The organism is Pseudomonas putida (assembly GCF_028682635.1).
Taxonomy (GTDB): Bacteria; Pseudomonadota; Gammaproteobacteria; order Pseudomonadales; family Pseudomonadaceae; genus Aquipseudomonas; species Aquipseudomonas putida_AE.
Map to the genome: position 1 here is coordinate 36582 of NZ_JANHLK010000011.1, position 19724 is coordinate 56305.

Genomic DNA, 19724 nt, shown 5'->3' on the forward strand with positions numbered 1-19724 from the left:
ACGGGCATCAGCGACGGTATATAACTATATTAATGGTTTGAAGAATAAATCTAGAACTTTTTATCAAAAGGCCATTATTCGTGTTCTAGCGATCCCCTTGGCGACGACGTTGCACCAGCGGCACCAGGTAGACCGGCACCGTGGACAGTTGCAACACCCGGGCGGCGGTCCGGCCCAAAGGCGTTTCCGCCCCCGCACCATGGCTGTGACTACCGACGATCAGCAAATCCACCGAGAGTTTGTGCGCCTGGTCGAGGATCACCTGCGACGGATCACCCTGCAGCACCCGCACCGCCTTGATCCGCTCAAGGTCCTGCTCGCCCTCGTCGCCCAGCTCTTCGCGAAAATTGTCCAGCACCCGCTGCTCGATGCTGGCGATCACGGTGTTAAGACCCTGGCTATGGAATTCGTTCAACGCCTGCTCGTCGAGATAGCTCTGCAGCACCGATTCGGCGAACAGCCCCATGGGTTCGACGGCGTGCACCACATACAGGTCGGCATTGAATGTTCGCGCCAATTCCAGGGCATGCTGCATCACCACAGGTGCATACAGCCCGAGGTCAGTGGCATACAGCATCGAACGAATCATATGACCTCCTCGCGTGCCAACATGGCGGAGATTGATTCAGCTTAGCAGTGCCTTGGCGAGTACGACGTCCGGCGTAACACGTTGAACGGCGGGCTTAAACCTTTTGCTCGTTGCTTATGCCATGTGGCACATGGCCGGTGGCGACCACTTCGCGGGCCAACTCGCAATGGCCGGCCTGATCGTCGAAAAACACGTCCGCGGCGAAGGCTTCAAGGAAGGCCGACTTGGTCAGTCCACCGAGGAACAGCGATTCATCCAGGCGAATATCCCACTCGCGCAACGTGCGGATCACCCGTTCATGGGCCGGCGCCGAGCGCGCCGTGACCAGTGCCGTGCGAATCGGACAGGCGTCATCCGGGAATTCGCGCTGCAACAGATTAAGGGCGGCGAGGAAGCCCTTGAACGGCCCGCCGCGCAAGGGCTCGCGAGCCGCTTCGCGCTCGCTGGCCTGGAACGCTTCCAGGCCCCCGGCTTGATAGACGCGTTCGGACTCGTCGGAAAACAGCACGGCATCACCGTCAAAAGCAATGCGCAGTTCATCGCTGGCCGCACGGCTGGCGCCACCGGACAGAATGGTCGCCGCAGCGAACCCGGCGTCCAGCGCACTGCGCACGTCTTCGGCGTGGGTTGAGAGAAACAGGTCGCAGCCAAAGGCCTTGAGGTAGGGATATGGACTGCGCCCGCCGACAAACGCCGCACGGGAAATCGCCAGGCCATAGTGGTGGATCGAGTTGAACACACGCAGGCCGGTGTCGGCGCTGTTGCGCGACACCAGGATCACCTCGACCCGGGCGCGGCCCAGGTGGGCATTGAGGGCGAGGAGTTTCTGCACCAGCGGGAAGGCGTCACCGGGCTCGAGGATTTCGTCTTCGTGCTCGATCTGATATTGCCGGTAGGCCTCGACGCCACTCGACAGATAGACCTTGTGGCTTTCACTCAGGTCGAACAACGCTCGCGACGAAATCGCCAGCACAAGCTTGTCGTCTATGGTCTTTGGCATCCCCTTCCCCCTCCGATTGATCGACTCAGGTATTACGTCGATCGATGAAACTCAAGCTGCGATACATCGCCTCGATGCGCGGCATGTCACAGCCGACGGCCTTCGCCGCTGCCAGTGGCCGGGCATATATGGCCTCCAGTTCCAGCGGCCGCTTGTGCAGAAAGTCGTGGTACATGCTGGGCCAGTAGTCGGGCATTCGCTGCGTCACCTGCAAAAGCTGCTCGGCATAACTGGCTGGCACTTCGTGACCGCAGGCGTTTGCGCCCTGGATCACTTCGGCCATCAGCGACCGGATCAACTCATGGCTGTCGGCATCGGCCATCAGCGGCGTAGTGCTCGCCCCGAGCAGCACGGACAGGCCGTTGTACGGGATATTCCAGACCAGTTTCTGCCAGCGCGCCTGGTGCAGGTTCGCCATGGCCTGGGCGTCGATGCCGGCCGCACGGAACAGCCCAACCCCCTCCTCGACAATGGCCGCACGCTCAGGCTGACCCGGCGCCGGCCCGCTGTGATAGCCGACATGCACCGCCCCCAGCGCCTGATGGGTAATGACCCCCGGCCCCTGGCGATGCACGCAGATATAGCAGAGCCCGCCCAGCACATGCAGAGCGTCGGGCAGCAGTTCACGCAGGTCGTCTTCGACATCCAGGCCATTTTGCAACAGCAGCACCCTGGCATTCGGCGCGGCGGCCTGCACGATGGCGGGCGCGAGGTCGCGGTTACTGGTGGTTTTGGCGCCAACCAGCAACCAGTCGCAGGGTGGCATGTCTTCGGCCGCCGAATAGGCCTGCACCGGATTCAGCGTCAGCGCGCCATGTACCGCGCTGTGCAGCTGCAACCCGCGCTCAGCCACCGCGGCAAACTCACTGCGCAACAGAAAATGCACATCGAACCCGGCCTGCGCCAGAATCACCCCGTAGAACCCGCCGATGGCACCGGTCCCGATTATGCCGATTCTCGGCTTGGCAACTGCTCCCGTCATGGCAACTCCTCTGCTGTTCTACTGAGCGCCTGCCCCAAGGCCGTGTTCAGCTCGGTGCGGGTCAGGCGCGACTTTAGTGCCCCGAAGAATTCGCCGTCGCGTACGACAAACAGCGCCGGCAAGTGAAAGACCTGATAACGCTCGACCACCCCGCCATTGTTGCCAGCGTCGATCCAGCACAATCGATCGACATCCAGATCGAGCGCAGGCAGCTGCTCGCGGGCAAAACGGCAACTGGCGCAGCCGACACTGGTGAAAATCACCAGCGATACGCCGTTCATTGCCAGCAGCCGTTGGTCGGCGTCGAAATCGGTCAGATCCAATTCGACCACTATACTGGGGGAAACAATGTCAGATGGCCGACACATGGAGTCCGTGCTCATGGGACGTTTTCTTCCTCATCCTGACGATATACCTGTCGAGTTGACGTTGCTCAAACCTGAGTGCATCTCCCGCCAACAGCTGCACACTATCAGCCTCGGGGGCATGGCTTGCAATTATCACCGCGCCTGGCGCCACGGTACGGCGCTGCAGGTACGCATGCCAAGCCTGAACCCGGACCTGTGTTTCCTGGGCTACGTGGCCTGGTGCCTGCGACGCAAGCGCGGCTACCTGGTCGGCATCGCCTTCGTCGACGAACAGACGCTTTTCAGTGCCCGCATGGGCGAGCAGGTGTGCCAGATCGAGCGCTACTGCCGTCAACATGATGCCCACAACGATCTGCAGGATATCCAGGCCCTGGCCCTCGAGTGGGTCCAGCAGCATGCCGACGAGTTCTCCCACGACACGGTTCGCAAGGCTTTTGCACAGGCTGTGCTGGATTAAACCGGGCCAGCCCATTGTCGAGCCACGGTGTAACGCGCTAAGGTTCCGTTCCCCGACGCGCTTAATTTGCTGTGCTCCGCCGCGCGGGTTCGCTGGCGGCCGGCACCCGTGACCTGACGAGTAAACGATGGCTGATTTACCGATCAACGACCTAAACGTCGCTTCCAACGAGACGCTGATCACTCCCGACCAGCTCAAGCGTGATATCCCCCTGAGCGATGCCGCCCTGCGCACCGTCACCAAGGGCCGCGAAGTCATTCGCAATATTCTGGATGGCACCGACCATCGCCTGTTCGTGGTCATCGGGCCCTGCTCGATCCACGACATCAAGGCGGCCCACGAGTACGCCGAGCGCCTGAAGGTTCTTGCGGCGGAAGTGTCCGATACCCTGTATCTGGTCATGCGCGTGTATTTCGAGAAGCCACGCACAACCGTTGGCTGGAAAGGCTTGATCAACGACCCGTACCTCGACGACTCGTTCAAGATCCAGGATGGCCTGCATATCGGTCGCCAGCTGTTGCTGGACCTGGCCGAAATGGGCCTGCCGACCGCCACCGAAGCGCTCGACCCGATCTCCCCGCAATACCTGCAGGACCTGATCAGCTGGTCGGCCATCGGCGCGCGCACCACCGAATCCCAGACTCACCGGGAAATGGCCTCCGGCCTGTCCTCGGCCGTCGGCTTCAAGAACGGCACCGATGGCGGCCTGACCGTAGCGATCAACGCCCTGCAATCGGTTTCCAGCCCGCACCGCTTCCTGGGCATCAACCAGGAAGGTGGCGTGTCGATCGTCACCACCAAGGGCAATGCCTACGGTCACGTCGTATTGCGCGGCGGCAACGGCAAGCCAAACTACGATTCGGTCAGCGTCGCCCTCTGCGAGCAGGCACTGAACAAGGCGAAGATCAAGCCCAACATCATGGTCGATTGCAGCCACGCCAACTCCAACAAGGACCCGGCCCTGCAACCGCTGGTGATGGAGAACGTCGCCAACCAGATCCTCGAAGGCAACCAGTCGATCATCGGCCTGATGGTCGAAAGCCACCTGAACTGGGGCTGCCAGGCCATTCCGAAAGACCTCGCCGACCTGCAATACGGCGTGTCGATCACCGATGCCTGCATCGACTGGACGGCCACCGAGAACACCTTGCGCAGCATGCATGCCAAGCTCAAGGAAGTGCTGCCAAAACGCGAGCGCACCTGACCGACGCTTGCCGCAGACAAAAAAACGCCGGGCTGAGCCCGGCGTTTTTTTTTGCATCCGATTCGTTGCAGGTCACTGGCTCAGCTTGGCAGCATGACGCTGGTGACGCTCCATGTAGCGCTCGACGTAGGAGCACGAGGGAATGACAGTATAGCCCATTTCCTCGGCGTACTGCAGCGCCTGTTCGGTCAGGGCCGCGGCGATGCCGCGACCGCGCAATGCGTTGGGCACAAACGTGCGATAGATATCCAGGGTCTGTTTCCCCAGATCCATATAGGTCAGGTAGGCACGATGACCGTCCACATTGGTCTCGAATTGATGACCAGCCTGGTCATGGTGGATGGACAACGCCTCGCTCATCACTACTCCTCGCGGGTCTGGATTTCTGACCCCTACCTTACCGATGTTTTTCCGGCGAAGGAACAACTACGCCACCCCGTGCCTGAATCGACACCGAGAAAAGCTACACCGATCTCGCGCAACCGAGCACGTACAAATAGTAGGCGCCATTGGCAGAAATGCTCAAGGTTCGCTCGTCATCATGCTGGTTGGCGGGTGCTGCTGTGGATAACGCAGGAACAGCTCGACCGAGGGTCTTGCAGCGGTCGGTAGCCTGAACATTGCCGGATGTTGAGACATAAGACGAGCGCCCCTCGTTAAAGTCACCTGTAACATGGAGAAAGATATGAGAGACGCCACGCAAATTCCGAACAAAAGTGTAGACGAATGCATCTAGATGGACTTTAGCCAAGACCGCAAAAAGAGCTTTGGGCATGGGGAACTTTTCCTTGGCGGCTCGCTCATCTCGGGCCTTCTAGCTGGATATTTTTTATACAACGCAGTTAAAAGTTGCTCGAAAAAGAATCAACGCCTACAATTTTTTTTGCTTCTTGCTTCACGTCAGTTTACTTACGACAAGTAATGGGTAGTATGTACGCCGGCTATTTCCTCACTCGGAGGAGACAGCCACTTACTAGAAAGTCCTTGAAGGGGAACACGATGAACAACGTTCTGAAATTCTCTGCTCTGGCTCTGGCCGCAGTTCTGGCTACCGGTTGCAGCAGCGCATCGAAAGAAACCGAAGCACGTCTGACCGCTACTGAAGACGCAGCAGCTCGCTCCCAGGCTCGTGCAGACGAAGCTTACCGTAAAGCTGATGAAGCTCTGGCTGCTGCTCAAAAAGCACAACAGACTGCTGACGAAGCTAACGAGCGTGCTCTGCGCATGCTGGAAAAAGCTAGCCGCAAGTAATAGTCCTTCGGGATTATTATCAAGCCGACCCATTTTTTGGGTCGGCTTTTTTATTGCCTGCTGTTTCCTGCAGCCAATAAAAAACCCGCCGACGCGGCCTGCGTCGGCGGGTTTGTTTCAGGCATTACTGCAGCGGATCGATCGGTGCACTCGTCACCATCGGCGCGGTCGTGTTCGGCACGCCGATTTCCACCGGCAGGCCATCTTCGGCCGCGACAACATCACGTACCACATCCCAGTTCATGCGCAGGTTGTTGGTGATGTCTTCACGCTTGAGCATCGCGTTGATCACGGCAGTGTGCTTGTCGACCACCGACGGGTTGCCCTTGTCGTCCAGCGGTGTGTGCGCTTCCAGGTAAACCTTGCCGCCACTCACGCCGAACTTGTAGGAATCGTTGATGATCCGCACGGACGTCCCGACCGGCACCATGCCCGCCATCTCCAGCACGTTGTTGTTGAACATGCGGAAGCAGCCGTGGCTGGTGCGCATGCCGATGCCGAACTTCTTGTTCGAACCGTGGATCAGGTAGCCTGGAGTCCCCAGGGTGAACTTGAACGGCCCCAGGGGGTTGTCCGGGCCGGCCGGCACCACATTTGGCAGCGGATCACCATCAGCGGCGTGCTCGGCCTTGATCGACGCCGGAGGCGTCCAGGTCGGGTTCGGCGTCTTGGCGATGATGCTGGTGTGGGCAATCGGCGAGCCCCAGCCTTCACGGCCGATACCCAGCGGGAAGGTGTAGACCACGTTCTTGCCTTTCGGGAAGTAGTAGAGGCGGTACTCGGCCAGGTTGATGACAATGCCTTCACGCGGGCCCGGCGGCAGGATGAAGCGGGTCGGCAGCACGATTTCAGTGCCGGCGCCAGGCAGCCATGGATCGACGCCAGGGTTGGCCGCGACCATTTCCGAATAACCCAGGTCGTAGGTCGTGCCCAGGTCGGCGAAGGTGTCTTCGTACTTGGCCTGGATCACTTGCACCTGACCGACGATGTCTTCACCAGGCGGTGGCAGGGGTAGCTCCAATGCTGCGACGGGACCCGCTACACAGAGGGCGGCAAGTGTCAGGCAGCGGGTGACGGCGGGAAAGCGCGGCAACATCCGGAAAATCCTTTGCATGATCGACAGAGGGTATAAGAACGCGATTGTACACCGCCGGCCGTTATTTCGGGGAGGTCGCGGGTAGTGCAGGCGATGCAAGGCATTTCCTGGCGGCCTGTTGTTTGTTGATGGAGTACATATCCATTACTGCGGTAACGGCCGTCTATGGCTTGCCTCTTACCTGTAGGAGCTGGCTTGTCGGGTCGCCGCATCGCAGCGATGGTCGTCAACGATGACGCGGGGAGCCTGATGCCTGTTTGCCCACCGCGCAGAACCTCCACTTGGCCTCTCGAGGTGGCAAGAAAAATCAAAAGCCAAAGCGAGGCGGCCTCCGAGCCGACCTGATCTGTAGGAGCTGGCTTGTCGGGTCGCCGCATCGCAGCGATGGTCGTCAACGATGACGTGCGCTGTCTGAATGAATGCGGTGTCCAGACGTTTTTCGCGAGCAAGCTCGCTCCTACAGTTTGATCGGAGTACATCTACAGGAGATGGGTCGGCCATGAGGCCGCCTTCGCTGGCAAGCCAGCTCCTACAGTTTGAGCGGAGTACATCTACAGGAGATGGGTCGGCCATGAGGCCGCCTTCGCTGGCAAGCCAGCTCCTACAGTTTGAGCGGAGTACATCTGTGGGAGATTGGTCGGCCATGAGGCCGCCTTCGCTGGCAAGCCAGCTCCTACAGGGTTTTCACCCGCCAACGAAGCCGCCGTCACCGCAGAAAGGATCAAAGCTCGAACCGCAACTCCGGCCAGATTGGCGACGTGCCGCGCTTCTGCGATTCAAGAATGGCCCGGCACAACGAGCACAGGCGCTGGTCCTGGAACACCCGGCGGTCGACGTTCGACCAGCGCGGCTGAGCCGGCAGCAGACTGCCGCACAGGGTCCGGTCCGCCGAGCCGCCCAGCTCCAGTTGTCGGGTCACCAGGTGTACCCGCACTTCCTGGCAGGCGAACAGATCCAGCTGTTCGTCAGGCTCGATCAGTTGATAGGCATAAAGTGACCAGGCAGAACGCGGCATCGGGGGCTCCAAATCGGGGGCGCCACCTTAGCCGAAAGCCTGCTCCTAGAAAAGTGTCATAACAGCGGTTTTAGCGTAGGCCAGACATTTTCCAGCAACTTGTCCTGGGCCCCGGCTGCCGGGTGTATGCCATCGGCCTGCATCAGGTCCGGATGACCGCCCACGCCGTCGAGGAAAAACGGTACCAGCGGGATTTTTTTCTCATCGGCCAGGTTGCTGTAAACCTCAGTGAAGGCCTTGGTGTAGCGAGCGCCGTAATTGGGCGGCAATTGCATGCCGAGCAGCAGCACCTTGGCGCCCGCCTGCTGGGACTGCTGAATCATCGACGCAAGATTTTGTTGCAATTGCGATGGCAGCAGTCCGCGCAGGCCGTCATTGCCCCCCAACTCCAGGATCACCAGATCCGGCTTATGCTCTGCAAGCAGCGCCGGCAGGCGTGCCTGGCCTCCGGCGCTGGTGTCGCCGCTGATGGACGCATTGACGACCTTATCGTCGAAACCTTCGCGCCTGAGCCGCTGCTCGAGCAACGACACCCACCCCAAGCGGGTATCCAGCCCGAAACCGGCGCTGATACTATCGCCAACGATCAGGACTGTACCCGCCGCTGCGTTCTGGGCCATGCACATCAAGGCCAGGCCAGCACTCAAAAACCACACACGCATCGGATTCTCCATGGGCGCAAGCATTCTCACCGCGAAGAACCTCAGCAAAGTGGTCCCTAGCGCGGAAGGTGAACTGACTATCCTGCACGAACTCAGCCTGGAACTGAACAAGGGCGACAGCCTGGCCATCGTCGGCGCCTCCGGTTCCGGCAAATCCACCCTCCTCGGCCTGCTCGCCGGCCTCGACTTGCCAAGCAGCGGCGAAGTCACCCTCGCCGGCCAGGGCCTGAGCAACCTCGACGAGGACCAGCGCGCACGCATCCGTGCCGAGCACGTGGGCTTTGTCTTCCAGTCGTTCCAGCTGCTCGACAGTCTCAACGCCCTGGAAAACGTCATGCTGCCGCTGGAGCTCGATGGCCGCCAGGATGCCCGCGGCCGCGCCACCGAGCTGTTGCAGCGGGTCGGCTTGGGGCAACGCCTGACCCACTCGCCACGCCAGCTCTCAGGAGGCGAACAGCAGCGCGTGGCGATTGCCCGCGCGTTTGCCGCCGAACCCGATGTGCTGTTCGCCGACGAACCCACCGGCAACCTCGACAGCCACACCGGCGAGCGCATCAGCGACCTGCTGTTCGAACTCAACCAGGAGCGCGGCACGACCCTGGTGCTGGTGACCCACGATGAACGCCTGGCACACCGCTGCCGGCGCCTGATCCGCCTTGAAGCCGGCCTGCTGGTCGCCCCCCTGGAGCCTTGATGGCACGTCTGCCGCTGTTGCGCCTGTTCAGTCTCGCCGTCCGCCAGTTGCTGCGCGATGCCCGCGCCGGTGAATTGCGCGTGTTGTTCTTCGCCCTGGTCGTGGCCGTGGCGGCAAGTACCGCCATCGGTTACTTCGGCGCCCGCCTCAATGGCGCGATGATGCTGCGCGCCACCGAGTTTCTCGGCGCCGACCTGCTGCTCGAAGGCAGTTCGCCAGCACGCCCCGAACAGATCAGGAGCGGCACCGAGCTGGGCCTGCAGCATGCGCAAGTGGTGGAGTTCTCCAGCGTCATCGCCACCGACAACGGCATCCAGCTCTCCAGTATCAAAGCCGCCGACGACGTCTACCCACTGCGCGGCGAACTGAAAAGCGCCCCTGAGCCTTTCGCCCCGGAAGAACCCGGCGGCGGGCCGAAACCCGGTGAGGCCTGGGTCGAGGCACGATTGCTGACGGCGCTGGACCTGAAGATCGGCGACAGCATCGACGTCGGCATGAAAACCCTGAAGCTGGCACGAGTGCTGACCTACGAGCCCGATCGCGCCGGCAATTTCTACAGCCTGACGCCGCGGGTGTTGATCAACCTCGGTGACCTGCAGGCGACTGGCGTGGTGCAACCCGGCAGTCGGGTCAGCTACCGCGAGCTCTGGCGCGGCGATGCAGCGGCGCTGGAAACCTATCGTCAACTGATCAAGCCCGGCCTGGCGGCCAACCAGCGGATCCAGGATGCCCGCGATGGCAACCGGCAGATTGGCGGCGCCCTGGGCAAGGCCGAGCGCTACCTGAACATGGCCAGCCTGGTGGCGGTGCTGCTGGCCGGGGTGGCCGTGGCGTTGTCGGCGACTCGCTTTGCCACTCGCCGCTTCGATGCCAGCGCGCTGTTGCGTTGCCTTGGCCTGTCCCGTCGGGAAACCATGGTGTTGTTCAGCTTGCAACTGACCGTGCTCGGCCTGCTCGCCAGCCTCAGTGGCGCCGTCATCGGCTGGCTGGCGCAGCTGGGACTGTTTGCCCTGCTGCATGACTTGCTGCCGACCGACGTGCCACCGGGAGGCCTGTTCCCCGCCATCGCCGGGATTGGTACCGGACTGGTGGCCCTGGCCGGTTTTGCCCTGCCGCCGCTGGCGGCATTGGGTCGGGTTCCGCCCTTGCGTGTATTGCGCCGGGACCTGCTGCCGATTCCCTCCAGCACCTGGATGGTCTACGGCGCCGCATTGGGCGCTCTCGGGCTGATCATGTGGCGCCTGAGCCTGGACCTGGTACTGACCTTCGCCCTGCTCGGCGGCGGCGTGGTCGCGGCACTGGTACTGGGCGGCCTGCTGTTGCTGCTGTTGAAAAGCCTGCGCCGCCTGCTGGCCCGCGCCTCCCTGCCGTGGCGCCTGGGGCTGGGCCAGTTGCTGCGCCACCCATTGGCAGCCGCTGGGCAGGCCCTGGCATTCGGCCTGATCCTGCTGTCGATGGCGTTGATCGCCCTGCTGCGCGGAGAGTTGCTGGACACCTGGCAGAACCAGCTACCGAAGAACGCACCGAACTATTTTGCCCTGAACATCCTGCCGGCGGACAAGCAGGCGTTCACCGATCGCCTGATCGCGTTGTCGGCGAAATCGGCGCCACTGTATCCGGTAGTCCCGGGGCGGCTGATCAGCATCAACGGCGAACCGGTGCAGCAAATCGTCACCAAGGAATCGGCCGGTGACCGGGCCATCCAGCGTGACCTGAGCCTGACCTGGGCGGCCGACCTGCCTGAGGGCAACACGATCACCGCCGGCAACTGGTGGCCGCAGCAGCCGCCGGATGAAATCCCCGGCGTGTCGGTGGAGGGCAAGGTCGCCGAAAGCCTGAAGCTCAAGCTCGGCGATCATCTGGTCTTTACCGTGGGCGGGGCCAATCGCGAGGCCAAAGTCACCAGCCTGCGGGAGATCAACTGGGACAACTTCCAGCCGAACTTCTTCATGATCTTCCAGCCCGGCACCTTGAAGGATCTGCCGGCCACCTACCTGACCAGCTTCTATCTGGCGGCGGGGCATGACCAGCAGATCGTCGACCTGTCGCGCAGTTTTCCGGCGGTGACGATCCTGCAGGTCGAGGCGTTGCTGGCGCAACTGCGCAGCATCCTCGCCCAGGTCACCCTGGCGGTGGAGTACGTGTTGTTGTTCGTGCTGGCGGCGGGCATGGCGGTGCTGTTCTCAGGTTTGCAGGCGACGCTGGATGAACGCATCCGCCAGGGCGCGCTGCTGCGAGCGCTGGGGGCCGAACGGCAACTGCTGGTGAAGGCGCGACGTATCGAGTTCGGCTTGCTGGGTGCGGTCAGCGGCTTGCTGGCGGCGCTGGGCTCGGAAGTCGTCAGCCTGGTGCTCTACCGATACGCCTTTGACCTGCCCTGGCATCCGCATCCGTGGCTGCTGGTGCTGCCGTTGATCGGCGCCGTGCTGATCGGTGGCGCCGGCGTGTTCGGCACCCGGCGCGCCTTGAACGCCAGCCCCCTGACAGTCCTGCGCGAGGGTTGATAGACTCAGGCGCTCCTGATTCGAAGAAAAGTTGCCATGAGCCGTTATCGCCCTCCCCGTTCCGCCGGCACCGCGCTGATCACCCCCGAAGGTGAAGCGCGGATGCGCGCCGAGTTTCATGAACTGTGGCACGTCCGCCGCCCCCAGGTGACGCAAGCGGTCAGCGAAGCGGCAGCCCAGGGCGATCGCTCGGAAAACGCCGAGTACACCTACGGCAAAAAGATGTTGCGCGAGATCGACAGCCGCGTGCGCTTCCTGACCAAACGCCTGGAAGCCCTCAAGGTCGTCAGTGAAAAACCCAGCGACCCGAACAAGGTGTATTTCGGCGCCTGGGTCACGATCGAGGACGAGGACGGCAAGGAGTCGCGCTATCGCATCGTCGGGCCGGATGAGCTGGATTTGAAACAGGGCCTGATCAGCATTGACTCGCCATTGGCCCGCGCGCTGATCGGCAAGGCACTGGACGCCGAAGTACGGGTCCAGACACCGACGGGTGAGCAGTGTGTGTATATCGTGGCGATCGAGTATCTATGAGCCGCAGCGCCATGAGCCTCAGCGACGGGTAATCAGCGACGGGTAATCAGCCCTTGCCGGGCGACGCGGGTCAGTTGCCGGATCATTTCAGGGGCGTCTTCGACGCTGGGCGACTGAATCACCGCCAGGTCGAAACTGTCCGTGGCAAAGCGCGCCAGGGATTCACCGTCTTCGACAAACTGGATCAGGAAGGCGGCGGGCCCACCGGTACGCCGTGGCCAACCATCGAGGTAACGCAGGAGCGTCGGCTGATGTTTGCCGCCAAGCAGGATTTTTGGATTGCGCTGGGTGAGATGTGCCGTGATCGGCGCAGGACGTACAACGGGGTTTAGTGCATTCATCGTGTCGTGTCTCTGCCTCAAAAAGTCTGCATGGCAGGTGAGAGGCAACACCGAACCAGCGCTTTAGCGGTATTTCGAAGCCTGCTTCAAGCTTCTGTCGGCAACTGAATGAAGTCACCTGGCGCCCCGCAAGTAGCTGTTTAAATCGGCGCATGGGCAGCATCCTAGAGAAGCTGACCGGACAGTGTCAAGAATGACGCCCAACAAAAAAGGCTCGTCCAATCCAGCGACGAGCCTTGTTCTAAACCAGCCTTGCCCCTGACAGGGCCTGCATCAGAGGCGATCGCGAGCGATCCCGCTGCGAATGCGCAGGATATCGGCGAGCACCGCCAGGGCGATTTCCGCCGGGGTCTTGCTGCCCAGGTTCAGCCCGATGGGCGCATGGATCCGCGCCAGTTGCGCCTCCCCCAGCCCACCAATGCGCCGCAGCCGTTCGAAACGCTTTTGCGAAGTCTGCAGGGAGCCCATCACGCCGATGTAGAACGCGTCGGTGCGCACCGCTTCCATCATCGCCAGGTCATCGATGCGCGGATCGTGGGTCAGCGCCACCACCGCCGTGTCGCTGTGGCAGCCGCCGTCGGCGATGAACACCGACGGCAGTTGACGACGAATTTCCACGTTGTCCAGCACCACGCCTTCCAGCACTTCGTCCCGCGGATCGCACAGGATCACCTCGAAACCCAGGCCCACGGCAAACACCGCGCAGGCCTGCGCGACACTGGAATAACCGGCCAGCAACAGGCGCTGCGCCGCGCCGATGCGCAGCCTGACGCGATCGATCTCGCGTTCGACGCGTACGCCCTGCTCGCGATCATCCAACAGACTGCGCGCGCCGCTGGCCAGGTCGACTTCACGGATCAGCCGACGCCGGCCCAACAGCGCCGACTCCAGCTCCCGCAGATGCGCCTGCACCTCACAGACCGGCTCAAGCTTCTCCACCAGCACATCGAGCACACCGCCGCAGGGCAGGCTGACCCGCGAGCGCGGGTCATCGCCTTCGCCGTAGCGTACGACGCTGACCGGTTGCTCGAATGCACCTTCGCCGACGCGCGCGAGGAAGTCTTCCTCGACACAGCCGCCGGACAACGATCCGATCCACTGCCCGCCGGCATTCACCGCCAGCAACGAACCCGGCGCCCGGGGCGCCGAGCCGTAGGTGGCAAGCACAGTGCACAGCCAGACACGCTGCCCGCCTATCGACCACGCCAGCGCCCGCCGCACCACCTGCAGATCCAGATGCTGCATGTCAGTGCGCCTTGTGCTCGAGCGGCGGCGCGTCGGCCCGCAGCTTCTGCACATCGCCCAAGGCCAGGTCACCCGGTTGACCGCCCCAGCCCTGGCGCAGGTAATTCAACAGATCGGTCAGCTGCTCATCACTCAGCTTCTGCGCGAAACCCGGCATCGGCTGCATGTGTTCGAAGCCGGAGAATTTCTGCTCGCCAATGCCATCGTCGATCACCCGCACCAGGTTGCGCGGGTCTTCCAGGCGCAAGGTGGTATTGCCACGCATGGCCACGGCGATGTGCGGCTTGCCCTCGCCACCTGGCGCGTGGCAACCGGCACAGACGTTCAGGTAGTCCTGACGGCCGCGCTGGGCACTGGCGCTGAGCTGGTCCAGCGGCACGTCGGTCAGGACTTTCGCCGCTGGTGGTTGATCACCGAGCAGGAAGGTCGCCATCGCCGCCAGGTCCGCATCGCTGAGGCCCTGGGTGCTGTTGTGGAACACCGGGAACATCTCGTTGAACATGGTGCCCTGGGCGCTCATGCCGTGCTTGAGGAACGAGCTCAGGTCCTGGTGATTCCAACCGCGCGCGGCCAGGTCCGTGGCCAGCAGGCTCGGGGCCAGATAGCCGTTGAGAATGCCGCCGGTCATGCGTTTGTCCTGCTGCATCGCGCCGGGCAAGCCGCGTGGGGTGTGGCATTCGCCGCAGTGACCGAGCACGTCGACCATGTACTGGCCGCGCTTCCAGGCTTCGCTCTTGCCGTCGGCCGGCTCTAGCTTGACGTCCTTGCCGTACATCATGTTCCAGCCCATCAGGCCCAGGCGCACGTTGAACGGAAAGCTCAGGCTGGTGACCGGCGCGGCACGTTCGATCGGCGCGACGGTTTTCAGGTAGGCGTGAATCGCGTCGGAATCTTCACGCGGCATCAGGTGATACGAGGTGTACGGCATCGCCGGGTACAGGTTGGCGCCATCACGACGCTTGCCTTCGGTGAGCGCAGCGAAGAATTCGTCATCGTTGTACAGGCCGATGCCGTGCTCTTTGCTCGGGGTGATGTTGGTGCCGTAGATCGTGCCGAACGGCGAAACGATCGGCAGGCCACCTGCGTACGGCGCGCCACCCGGCGCGGTGTGGCAGGCCATGCAGTCGGCGGCGCGGGCCAGGTAAGCCCCACGAGCCACCTGATCGTCCGCCTGCGCCAGCAACACAGGCGCAGCCAGGCCGACCGCCAGGGTCAGGCGGGTCATTAGATGCTTCATGCTCAACCCTCCTTGACCAGGCCGAGATCGGTCAGCACGTTGCGGGTGGCGCTGTAGTAGCGCACGTACCCGGTGCAACGGCAGATGTGATGACCGAGGCTGTCCTCGATGACTTTTTCCAGCTGGCTCTTGACGATCGGCTGGCGCTGCAGCTTTTCCACCAGCACTGTCGCGGCATTGACGAAGCCCGGTGCGCAGTAGCTGCACTGGAAGGCGAATTCGTCGACGAAGCGCTGCTGGATCGGGTTCAGCTCGGTGACCTTGCCCTGCTCGTCACGGCTCGCATGGCCTTCGATGGTGCGCACTTTCTTGCCTTCGAAATAGTGCGCGCCGGTGATGCAGGTGCGCACTTCCTCGCTGGTGCCGTCGGGGTTGTCGACGATCACCACGCAGGCATGGCAGATGCCCTGGCCGCAGCCCAGGCGCGAGCCGGTGAGGTTCTTGTATTCGTGCAGGTAGTCGATCATCGGCAGGTCATCAGGGATGTCCACCGGGCCGACGGATTGACCGTTGAGGGTCAGTTGAAGCGGACGGTTAGCCATTGAGGGCCTCCTTGATGCGTGCAGAAGTGATAGGCAGGTCGCGAACGCGCTTGCCGATGGCGTGGGCCACGGCGTTGCCGATGGCGCCGACTACCGGGATCATCACCACCTCGGCAATGCCCTTGGACGGGTCGCTTGGCGACAATGGCGGGAGGATTTCCGCGGTCTGTTTCCACACCGCCACGTGCCGCGCCATCGGCAGGCGGTAACGGTTGAAGTTCCAGTCGCCCTCCCCCGGCCCGCCTTCGTACAGCGGCATTTCTTCCATCAAGGCATGCCCGATGCCCATGGCGATGCCACCTTCGAGCTGGCCCTTGACCAGTTCCGGCACCAGCACCCGGCCGCACTCGACCCATGAGTGGTGATTGAGCACCGACACTTCGTTGGAACCCTTGTTGACCTTCACTTCCACCAGCGTCGCCACCGGGCTGTAGTAAGTCACCGCCGCGTTGTTCAACTGGGTCGCCGGGTAGGCGATGTTCTGCCGGTCCAGCAGGTGGAAACCGGCGCTGCTCATTTGCGCCTTCTTCGCCTTCGGTGCACCGTCGCCGTACTTGACCGCCAGGCCATCGAGCGGCAGACGCTCACGCACGCCATCGATGCTGAACTCGGCCTCGGCCCAGCTCCAGCGGTTGAAGCCGTGCACCGTGGCACCGGTGACCAGCCCGCGCTCGTGGGCACGTTTGGCCAGCACGTCGAACGGCAGCGGTTCCATGCCGTTGGCGGTGAGTTTGCCATCGACCCAATGGGCGTCTTCGCGGCGCACCACGTAAGGGTTGGCCTGGCCGCCGAACGGGCCTTGTCGCCAGATCTCCAGCGCCGCCGGCCACAAACCGTGGTTGAACAGCACGCGCGCCGCTTCACGGGTGGCGTGGCTGAAGTAGTAGGCGGAGTTGGTCGCCGACGACGCCGACGCGACCTTGCCGACCCAGCGCGGGTTGCGCAGGAAGTTGTCCTGCTCGGCCTGGCTCATGATGTACGGGTTGCCGCCGCTGATCAGTTGCAGCTCTTTCCATTCGGTTTCGCCGGTCTTCACTTCGTGCGCCGGGTTGCCGAGGAAATCGGCCACCACCATCGCCTGGGAGGTGGACATGCCGGTACCGATTTCGATACCGATGTGGCGCAGGGTGATGCGACCGTCAACGGTGTATTCGATGCTGGCCATCGGCGCTTCGGAACCGGTGCCGAAGTCTTTCTGGCAAATGGCGAAACCGACGCCATACCAGTTATCCGGGTCGGCGGCTTCGCGCTGTTGCTTGATCGCGTTGCGGTTTTTCCAGACTTCGTTGACGGCGGCCTTGTCGAGAATTTCGTGCAGGCGCAAGGCACCGGCCGGCACCGCACCCTGGGTGTTCTTCATGCCCGAGCGCAAGGCGTTCTTGCGGCGCAATTCGATGGCATCGACACCGAGGCGATCGGCGATTTCGTCGACCATCATCTCGGTCGACGCCATGCTCTGCAGCGTGCCGTAGCCGCGCATCGACCCGGCTTCCACCGCGCGCGAGTGATAGGCGGTGACCTGCAGGTCGTTCTGCGGCATGTAGTAGATCGACTGCGCCGCCGTGGCGCCGACTGCTGCCACGGACGGGCTGTAGTTGACCCGGCCGCCGCCGTCGACGCTCATTTCGGCGCGGAAGATCTTGAAGCTGTGATCGGTCTTGTCCACCGCCAGCTGGTAGCGGATGTCGAACGGGTGACGCTTGATGCCACTCTGGAACTGCTCGTAGCGGTCGTTGGCCAGGCGCACCGGCACACCGGCGCCGTACAACGCCGCCAAGGCTGCGTAGTAGACGAAGATGTTATGGTCTTTCGAGCCGTAGCCGACGGTGTAGCCAGGGTGCATGTTCAGGTTGGCCAGGCCGAAACGCGACGGCGCGATCATCTTCGCGGTCTCGGTCGCAGTCTCCAGTGGGCACTGCGTCGCAACCACAAAGTGCAGTGTCCTGGTCGCCGGGTCGTACCAGCCGTTGCCGTTGTCCGGCTCCATGGCGGCCGGCTCGATCGACGGGGTCTTGTAGCGTTCGTCGAACACCAGCCAGTTGTCCGGCGGCGTATCGATCTGCTGCTTCATGCGGTCGGCGTAGAACAGGCCGCGCTCGGTCAGGTTGCCGTGCAGGTTCGGCTGGGAATTCCACACCGGGCGACGGTTCTTCAGCATCGGGAACAGGATCGAGTCCTTGAGGCTGGCGAATTCGTCTTCATCGGCCGAGGTCGGGCCACCCACGCGCACGTAGCGGAAGCTGCCGTAGGGATCGCCTTCGTAATATGGCACCTGGGCGCCGTAACGAATTGCTTTGTCATTGAACTTGAGCTGGGCCTTGGCCTGGCGGAAACGTTCGAAATCATTCCAGATCAGGATCGCCACCGGGTGACCGATGAACATCGGCACCTTGCCTTCAGGCAGCAACGGATCCGGCGCGTGCTCTTCCGGGAAGACGATGCCGTCCCTGACCAGGTCGTCGGCGGTGACGATGCGGTCAGGCTGCAGGTCGGCGCCGAGCCACGACAGGTCATAACCCGCGTAGATGCGGTCGGCCTTGATGGTTTTCAGCAGCATGGCGTGGCCTTGCTGTTGCGGCCAGCCCGGCATGTCCTTGGCACGGATGTCGCGGGCAAAGACCTTGCTGCCGCAGACCTTGGACAAGGCATCGTTACGGGCGCGCGCCTGGCCGTTGTTGCCGAGCCACTGCTCGGACGGCACGGTCACGCTGTTTTCCATCAAGGCTGCCAGCGCCTGACTGCCGAGCGGTGCAAGCGTCACGCTCACACCCGCCACCAGCCCGCCCTGGAGGAACGAGCGCCGGGATATTTCACGGTTGGACATGGATCATCCTATGGGCGGTCATGGGGGCCGCCCTTCTGGTTATGTTCTGGAAATCTCGAGTCTTGCAGAAGCCCTTCTTGACGATGCAAAGGGCTGTGATGACAGTGCAAAGCTGACCGAAAGGTTAACTTTAAAGGTTTATGCGCTCGCGGAAAACAAAAAACTGACCAAGGAATCAAAAAACCGCGGCTTTTCGACGCAGCAGATCGATGAACAGGCCCAGCTCCCGACTGATGTGTTCGCCCTTGCGCAACAACAACCCGAACGGCGCCAATTGCACATCCAGCTCAACCGGCAACGCCACCACCAAGCCCATTTTAAGGTAGTCGCGCAATGCGGTTTCCGACAGGACCATGATCGCATCGGTCAGTTGAATCAGCTGCTGCATGGAGTACACCGAACTGCACTCGATGATGTCCGCCGGCAGCGGCAAGGCCAGGCGCTGCAAGGCCTGGTCCAGGCCGATGCGCGCCGGGCTGGTTTCCGGTTGCAGGATCCACGGCCAGCCGTTGACCAGTTCGGCCATCTCCAGTGTCTCGCGCCTGGCCAGCGGGTGGCCGGCATGCACCACCACCAGCAGGCGTTCGTTGCCCAGTTGTTCGAATGCATAGTGCTCGCTATCGGTGGCGGCATTGCGCCGGGCGATGGCCAGGTCGATGCGGCCCTGTTCCAGCAACTGGATCACCTGGTCGCTGGTGTCGCCCATGATGCGAATCCGCAGCTGCGGGTTGAGCGCCTTGATCTCGGCAATCGAATCCATCACCAGGTCCGGCGCCGCGCCCATGATGGTGCCGATCGACAGATAGCCGTAACCGCCCTGTTGCCGCGCGATCAGGTCCTCGGCGCACCGGTCGAGGCCACTAATGGCCGACTCGGCAAAGCGAATCAATTCCTGACCCAGCGCCGTCGGTCGCATGCCCCGGGGTAAACGCTCGAACAGGTCGCAACCAAACATGTCTTCAATTTCATGGAGCATGCGGGTGGCGGCCGGTTGCGACATGTTCAGGCTTTGTGAAGCGCGGTGCAGGTTCTGGCTGGAATTGAGCGTCACCAGCATGTGCAGGTGCTTGTAGCGCAGGCGGTTGAGCAGGCTGCGGGAGATGATGGGCGTGGTCATGGCGGGCCTTTTTATCGATACCCTTAGGGTATCAGTTGTTAGCTAGATTCGATTTGTAACGC

General features: G+C 62.4%; 21 protein-coding genes. 6 read left to right on the forward strand and 15 right to left on the reverse strand.

Annotated elements, in window-relative coordinates:
- Nucleotides 1-85: 85 nt before the first annotated feature.
- From NPS56_RS15430 to NPS56_RS15445, 4 genes are all read right to left on the reverse strand, one after another.
- Nucleotides 86-589 carry a universal stress protein gene (locus NPS56_RS15430; protein WP_274075387.1) on the reverse strand — a complete coding sequence of 168 codons (504 nt, stop codon included), beginning with the start codon at nucleotides 587-589 and terminating at the stop codon, nucleotides 86-88.
- Nucleotides 590-683: 94 nt separating this feature from the next.
- Nucleotides 684-1589 (reverse strand): 5'-nucleotidase, encoded by a 906-nt coding sequence (locus NPS56_RS15435; protein ID WP_274075388.1) that lies wholly within the window; start codon nucleotides 1587-1589, stop codon nucleotides 684-686.
- A gap of 25 nt (nucleotides 1590-1614) precedes the next feature.
- Nucleotides 1615-2571, reverse strand: a complete 957-nt coding sequence (locus NPS56_RS15440) for a putative 2-dehydropantoate 2-reductase (protein WP_274075389.1) — start codon at nucleotides 2569-2571, stop codon at nucleotides 1615-1617.
- Nucleotides 2568-2954, reverse strand: coding sequence for a thioredoxin family protein (locus NPS56_RS15445; RefSeq protein WP_274075390.1), 387 nt, complete (start codon nucleotides 2952-2954; stop codon nucleotides 2568-2570). The genes NPS56_RS15440 and NPS56_RS15445 overlap by 4 nt, the downstream gene beginning before the upstream one ends.
- Here NPS56_RS15445 and NPS56_RS15450 point away from each other — a divergent pair.
- Together NPS56_RS15450 and NPS56_RS15455 are read left to right on the forward strand one after the other, a co-directional pair.
- Complete coding sequence (locus NPS56_RS15450; protein WP_274075391.1) at nucleotides 2953-3396, forward strand: PilZ domain-containing protein; 444 nt, start codon at nucleotides 2953-2955, stop codon at nucleotides 3394-3396. The genes NPS56_RS15445 and NPS56_RS15450 overlap by 2 nt on opposite strands.
- Before the next feature lie 127 nt (nucleotides 3397-3523).
- On the forward strand, nucleotides 3524-4600 hold the full coding sequence (locus tag NPS56_RS15455) for a 3-deoxy-7-phosphoheptulonate synthase (RefSeq protein WP_274075392.1): 1077 nt from the start codon (nucleotides 3524-3526) through the stop codon (nucleotides 4598-4600).
- A gap of 72 nt (nucleotides 4601-4672) precedes the next feature.
- Here NPS56_RS15455 and NPS56_RS15460 read toward each other — a convergent pair whose 3' ends face one another.
- Both NPS56_RS15460 and NPS56_RS15465 read right to left on the reverse strand, forming a co-directional pair.
- Nucleotides 4673-4960, reverse strand: coding sequence for a GNAT family N-acetyltransferase (locus NPS56_RS15460; RefSeq protein ID WP_020800382.1), 288 nt, complete (start codon nucleotides 4958-4960; stop codon nucleotides 4673-4675).
- Between the two features lie 103 nt (nucleotides 4961-5063).
- The gene (locus NPS56_RS15465; RefSeq protein ID WP_274075393.1) at nucleotides 5064-5375 is read right to left on the reverse strand and encodes a hypothetical protein; all 312 of its coding nucleotides are present in this window, start codon (nucleotides 5373-5375) and stop codon (nucleotides 5064-5066) included.
- Between the two features lie 224 nt (nucleotides 5376-5599).
- Here NPS56_RS15465 and oprI point away from each other — a divergent pair, with 224 nt between their 5' ends.
- Nucleotides 5600-5851: an outer membrane lipoprotei OprI gene (gene oprI, locus NPS56_RS15470; protein WP_003183784.1), complete on the forward strand. Its 252-nt coding sequence runs from the start codon at nucleotides 5600-5602 to the stop codon at nucleotides 5849-5851.
- Between the two features lie 124 nt (nucleotides 5852-5975).
- Here oprI and NPS56_RS15475 read toward each other — a convergent pair whose 3' ends face one another.
- The 3 genes from NPS56_RS15475 to NPS56_RS15485 form a co-directional block, all read right to left on the reverse strand.
- On the reverse strand, nucleotides 5976-6947 hold the full coding sequence (locus NPS56_RS15475) for a L,D-transpeptidase family protein (RefSeq protein WP_274075394.1): 972 nt from the start codon (nucleotides 6945-6947) through the stop codon (nucleotides 5976-5978).
- A 721-nt stretch (nucleotides 6948-7668) separates the two neighbouring features.
- On the reverse strand, nucleotides 7669-7962 hold the full coding sequence (locus NPS56_RS15480; protein WP_008055299.1) for a hypothetical protein: 294 nt from the start codon (nucleotides 7960-7962) through the stop codon (nucleotides 7669-7671).
- A gap of 56 nt (nucleotides 7963-8018) precedes the next feature.
- Nucleotides 8019-8624 carry an arylesterase gene (locus tag NPS56_RS15485; RefSeq protein WP_274075395.1) on the reverse strand — a complete coding sequence of 202 codons (606 nt, stop codon included), beginning with the start codon at nucleotides 8622-8624 and terminating at the stop codon, nucleotides 8019-8021.
- Between the two features lie 10 nt (nucleotides 8625-8634).
- On the opposite strand from NPS56_RS15485, the gene NPS56_RS15490 reads away from it, so the two are divergent.
- Genes NPS56_RS15490 through greB form a run of 3 tightly spaced genes read left to right on the forward strand, consistent with a single transcriptional unit; the run spans nucleotide 8635 to nucleotide 12356 of the window.
- The gene (locus NPS56_RS15490; protein ID WP_274075396.1) at nucleotides 8635-9318 is read left to right on the forward strand and encodes an ABC transporter ATP-binding protein; all 684 of its coding nucleotides are present in this window, start codon (nucleotides 8635-8637) and stop codon (nucleotides 9316-9318) included.
- Nucleotides 9318-11822 carry an ABC transporter permease gene (locus tag NPS56_RS15495; protein ID WP_274075397.1) on the forward strand — a complete coding sequence of 835 codons (2505 nt, stop codon included), beginning with the start codon at nucleotides 9318-9320 and terminating at the stop codon, nucleotides 11820-11822. Before NPS56_RS15490 ends, NPS56_RS15495 begins: the two co-directional genes overlap by 1 nt.
- Before the next feature lie 36 nt (nucleotides 11823-11858).
- Nucleotides 11859-12356, forward strand: a complete 498-nt coding sequence (gene greB / locus NPS56_RS15500) for a transcription elongation factor GreB (RefSeq protein WP_274075398.1) — start codon at nucleotides 11859-11861, stop codon at nucleotides 12354-12356.
- 32 nt (nucleotides 12357-12388) lie between these two features.
- Here the strand turns inward: greB and NPS56_RS15505 are convergent, their stop codons facing one another.
- From NPS56_RS15505 to NPS56_RS15530, 6 genes are all read right to left on the reverse strand, one after another.
- Nucleotides 12389-12697 (reverse strand): class I SAM-dependent methyltransferase, encoded by a 309-nt coding sequence (locus NPS56_RS15505; RefSeq protein WP_274075399.1) that lies wholly within the window; start codon nucleotides 12695-12697, stop codon nucleotides 12389-12391.
- Nucleotides 12698-12970: 273 nt separating this feature from the next.
- Nucleotides 12971-13942, reverse strand: coding sequence for an XdhC family protein (locus NPS56_RS15510; protein WP_274075400.1), 972 nt, complete (start codon nucleotides 13940-13942; stop codon nucleotides 12971-12973).
- A 1-nt stretch (nucleotide 13943) separates the two neighbouring features.
- On the reverse strand, nucleotides 13944-15179 hold the full coding sequence (locus NPS56_RS15515) for a c-type cytochrome (RefSeq protein ID WP_274075401.1): 1236 nt from the start codon (nucleotides 15177-15179) through the stop codon (nucleotides 13944-13946).
- Between the two features lie 2 nt (nucleotides 15180-15181).
- A complete protein-coding gene (locus NPS56_RS15520; RefSeq protein ID WP_046817930.1) occupies nucleotides 15182-15721 on the reverse strand; it encodes a (2Fe-2S)-binding protein in 540 nt (179 codons plus the stop codon).
- Complete coding sequence (locus NPS56_RS15525) at nucleotides 15714-18545, reverse strand: xanthine dehydrogenase family protein molybdopterin-binding subunit (RefSeq protein WP_274075402.1); 2832 nt, start codon at nucleotides 18543-18545, stop codon at nucleotides 15714-15716. Before NPS56_RS15525 ends, NPS56_RS15520 begins: the two co-directional genes overlap by 8 nt.
- 175 nt (nucleotides 18546-18720) lie before the next feature.
- On the reverse strand, nucleotides 18721-19662 hold the full coding sequence (locus NPS56_RS15530) for a LysR family transcriptional regulator (protein WP_274075403.1): 942 nt from the start codon (nucleotides 19660-19662) through the stop codon (nucleotides 18721-18723).
- Nucleotides 19663-19724: the final 62 nt, after the last annotated feature.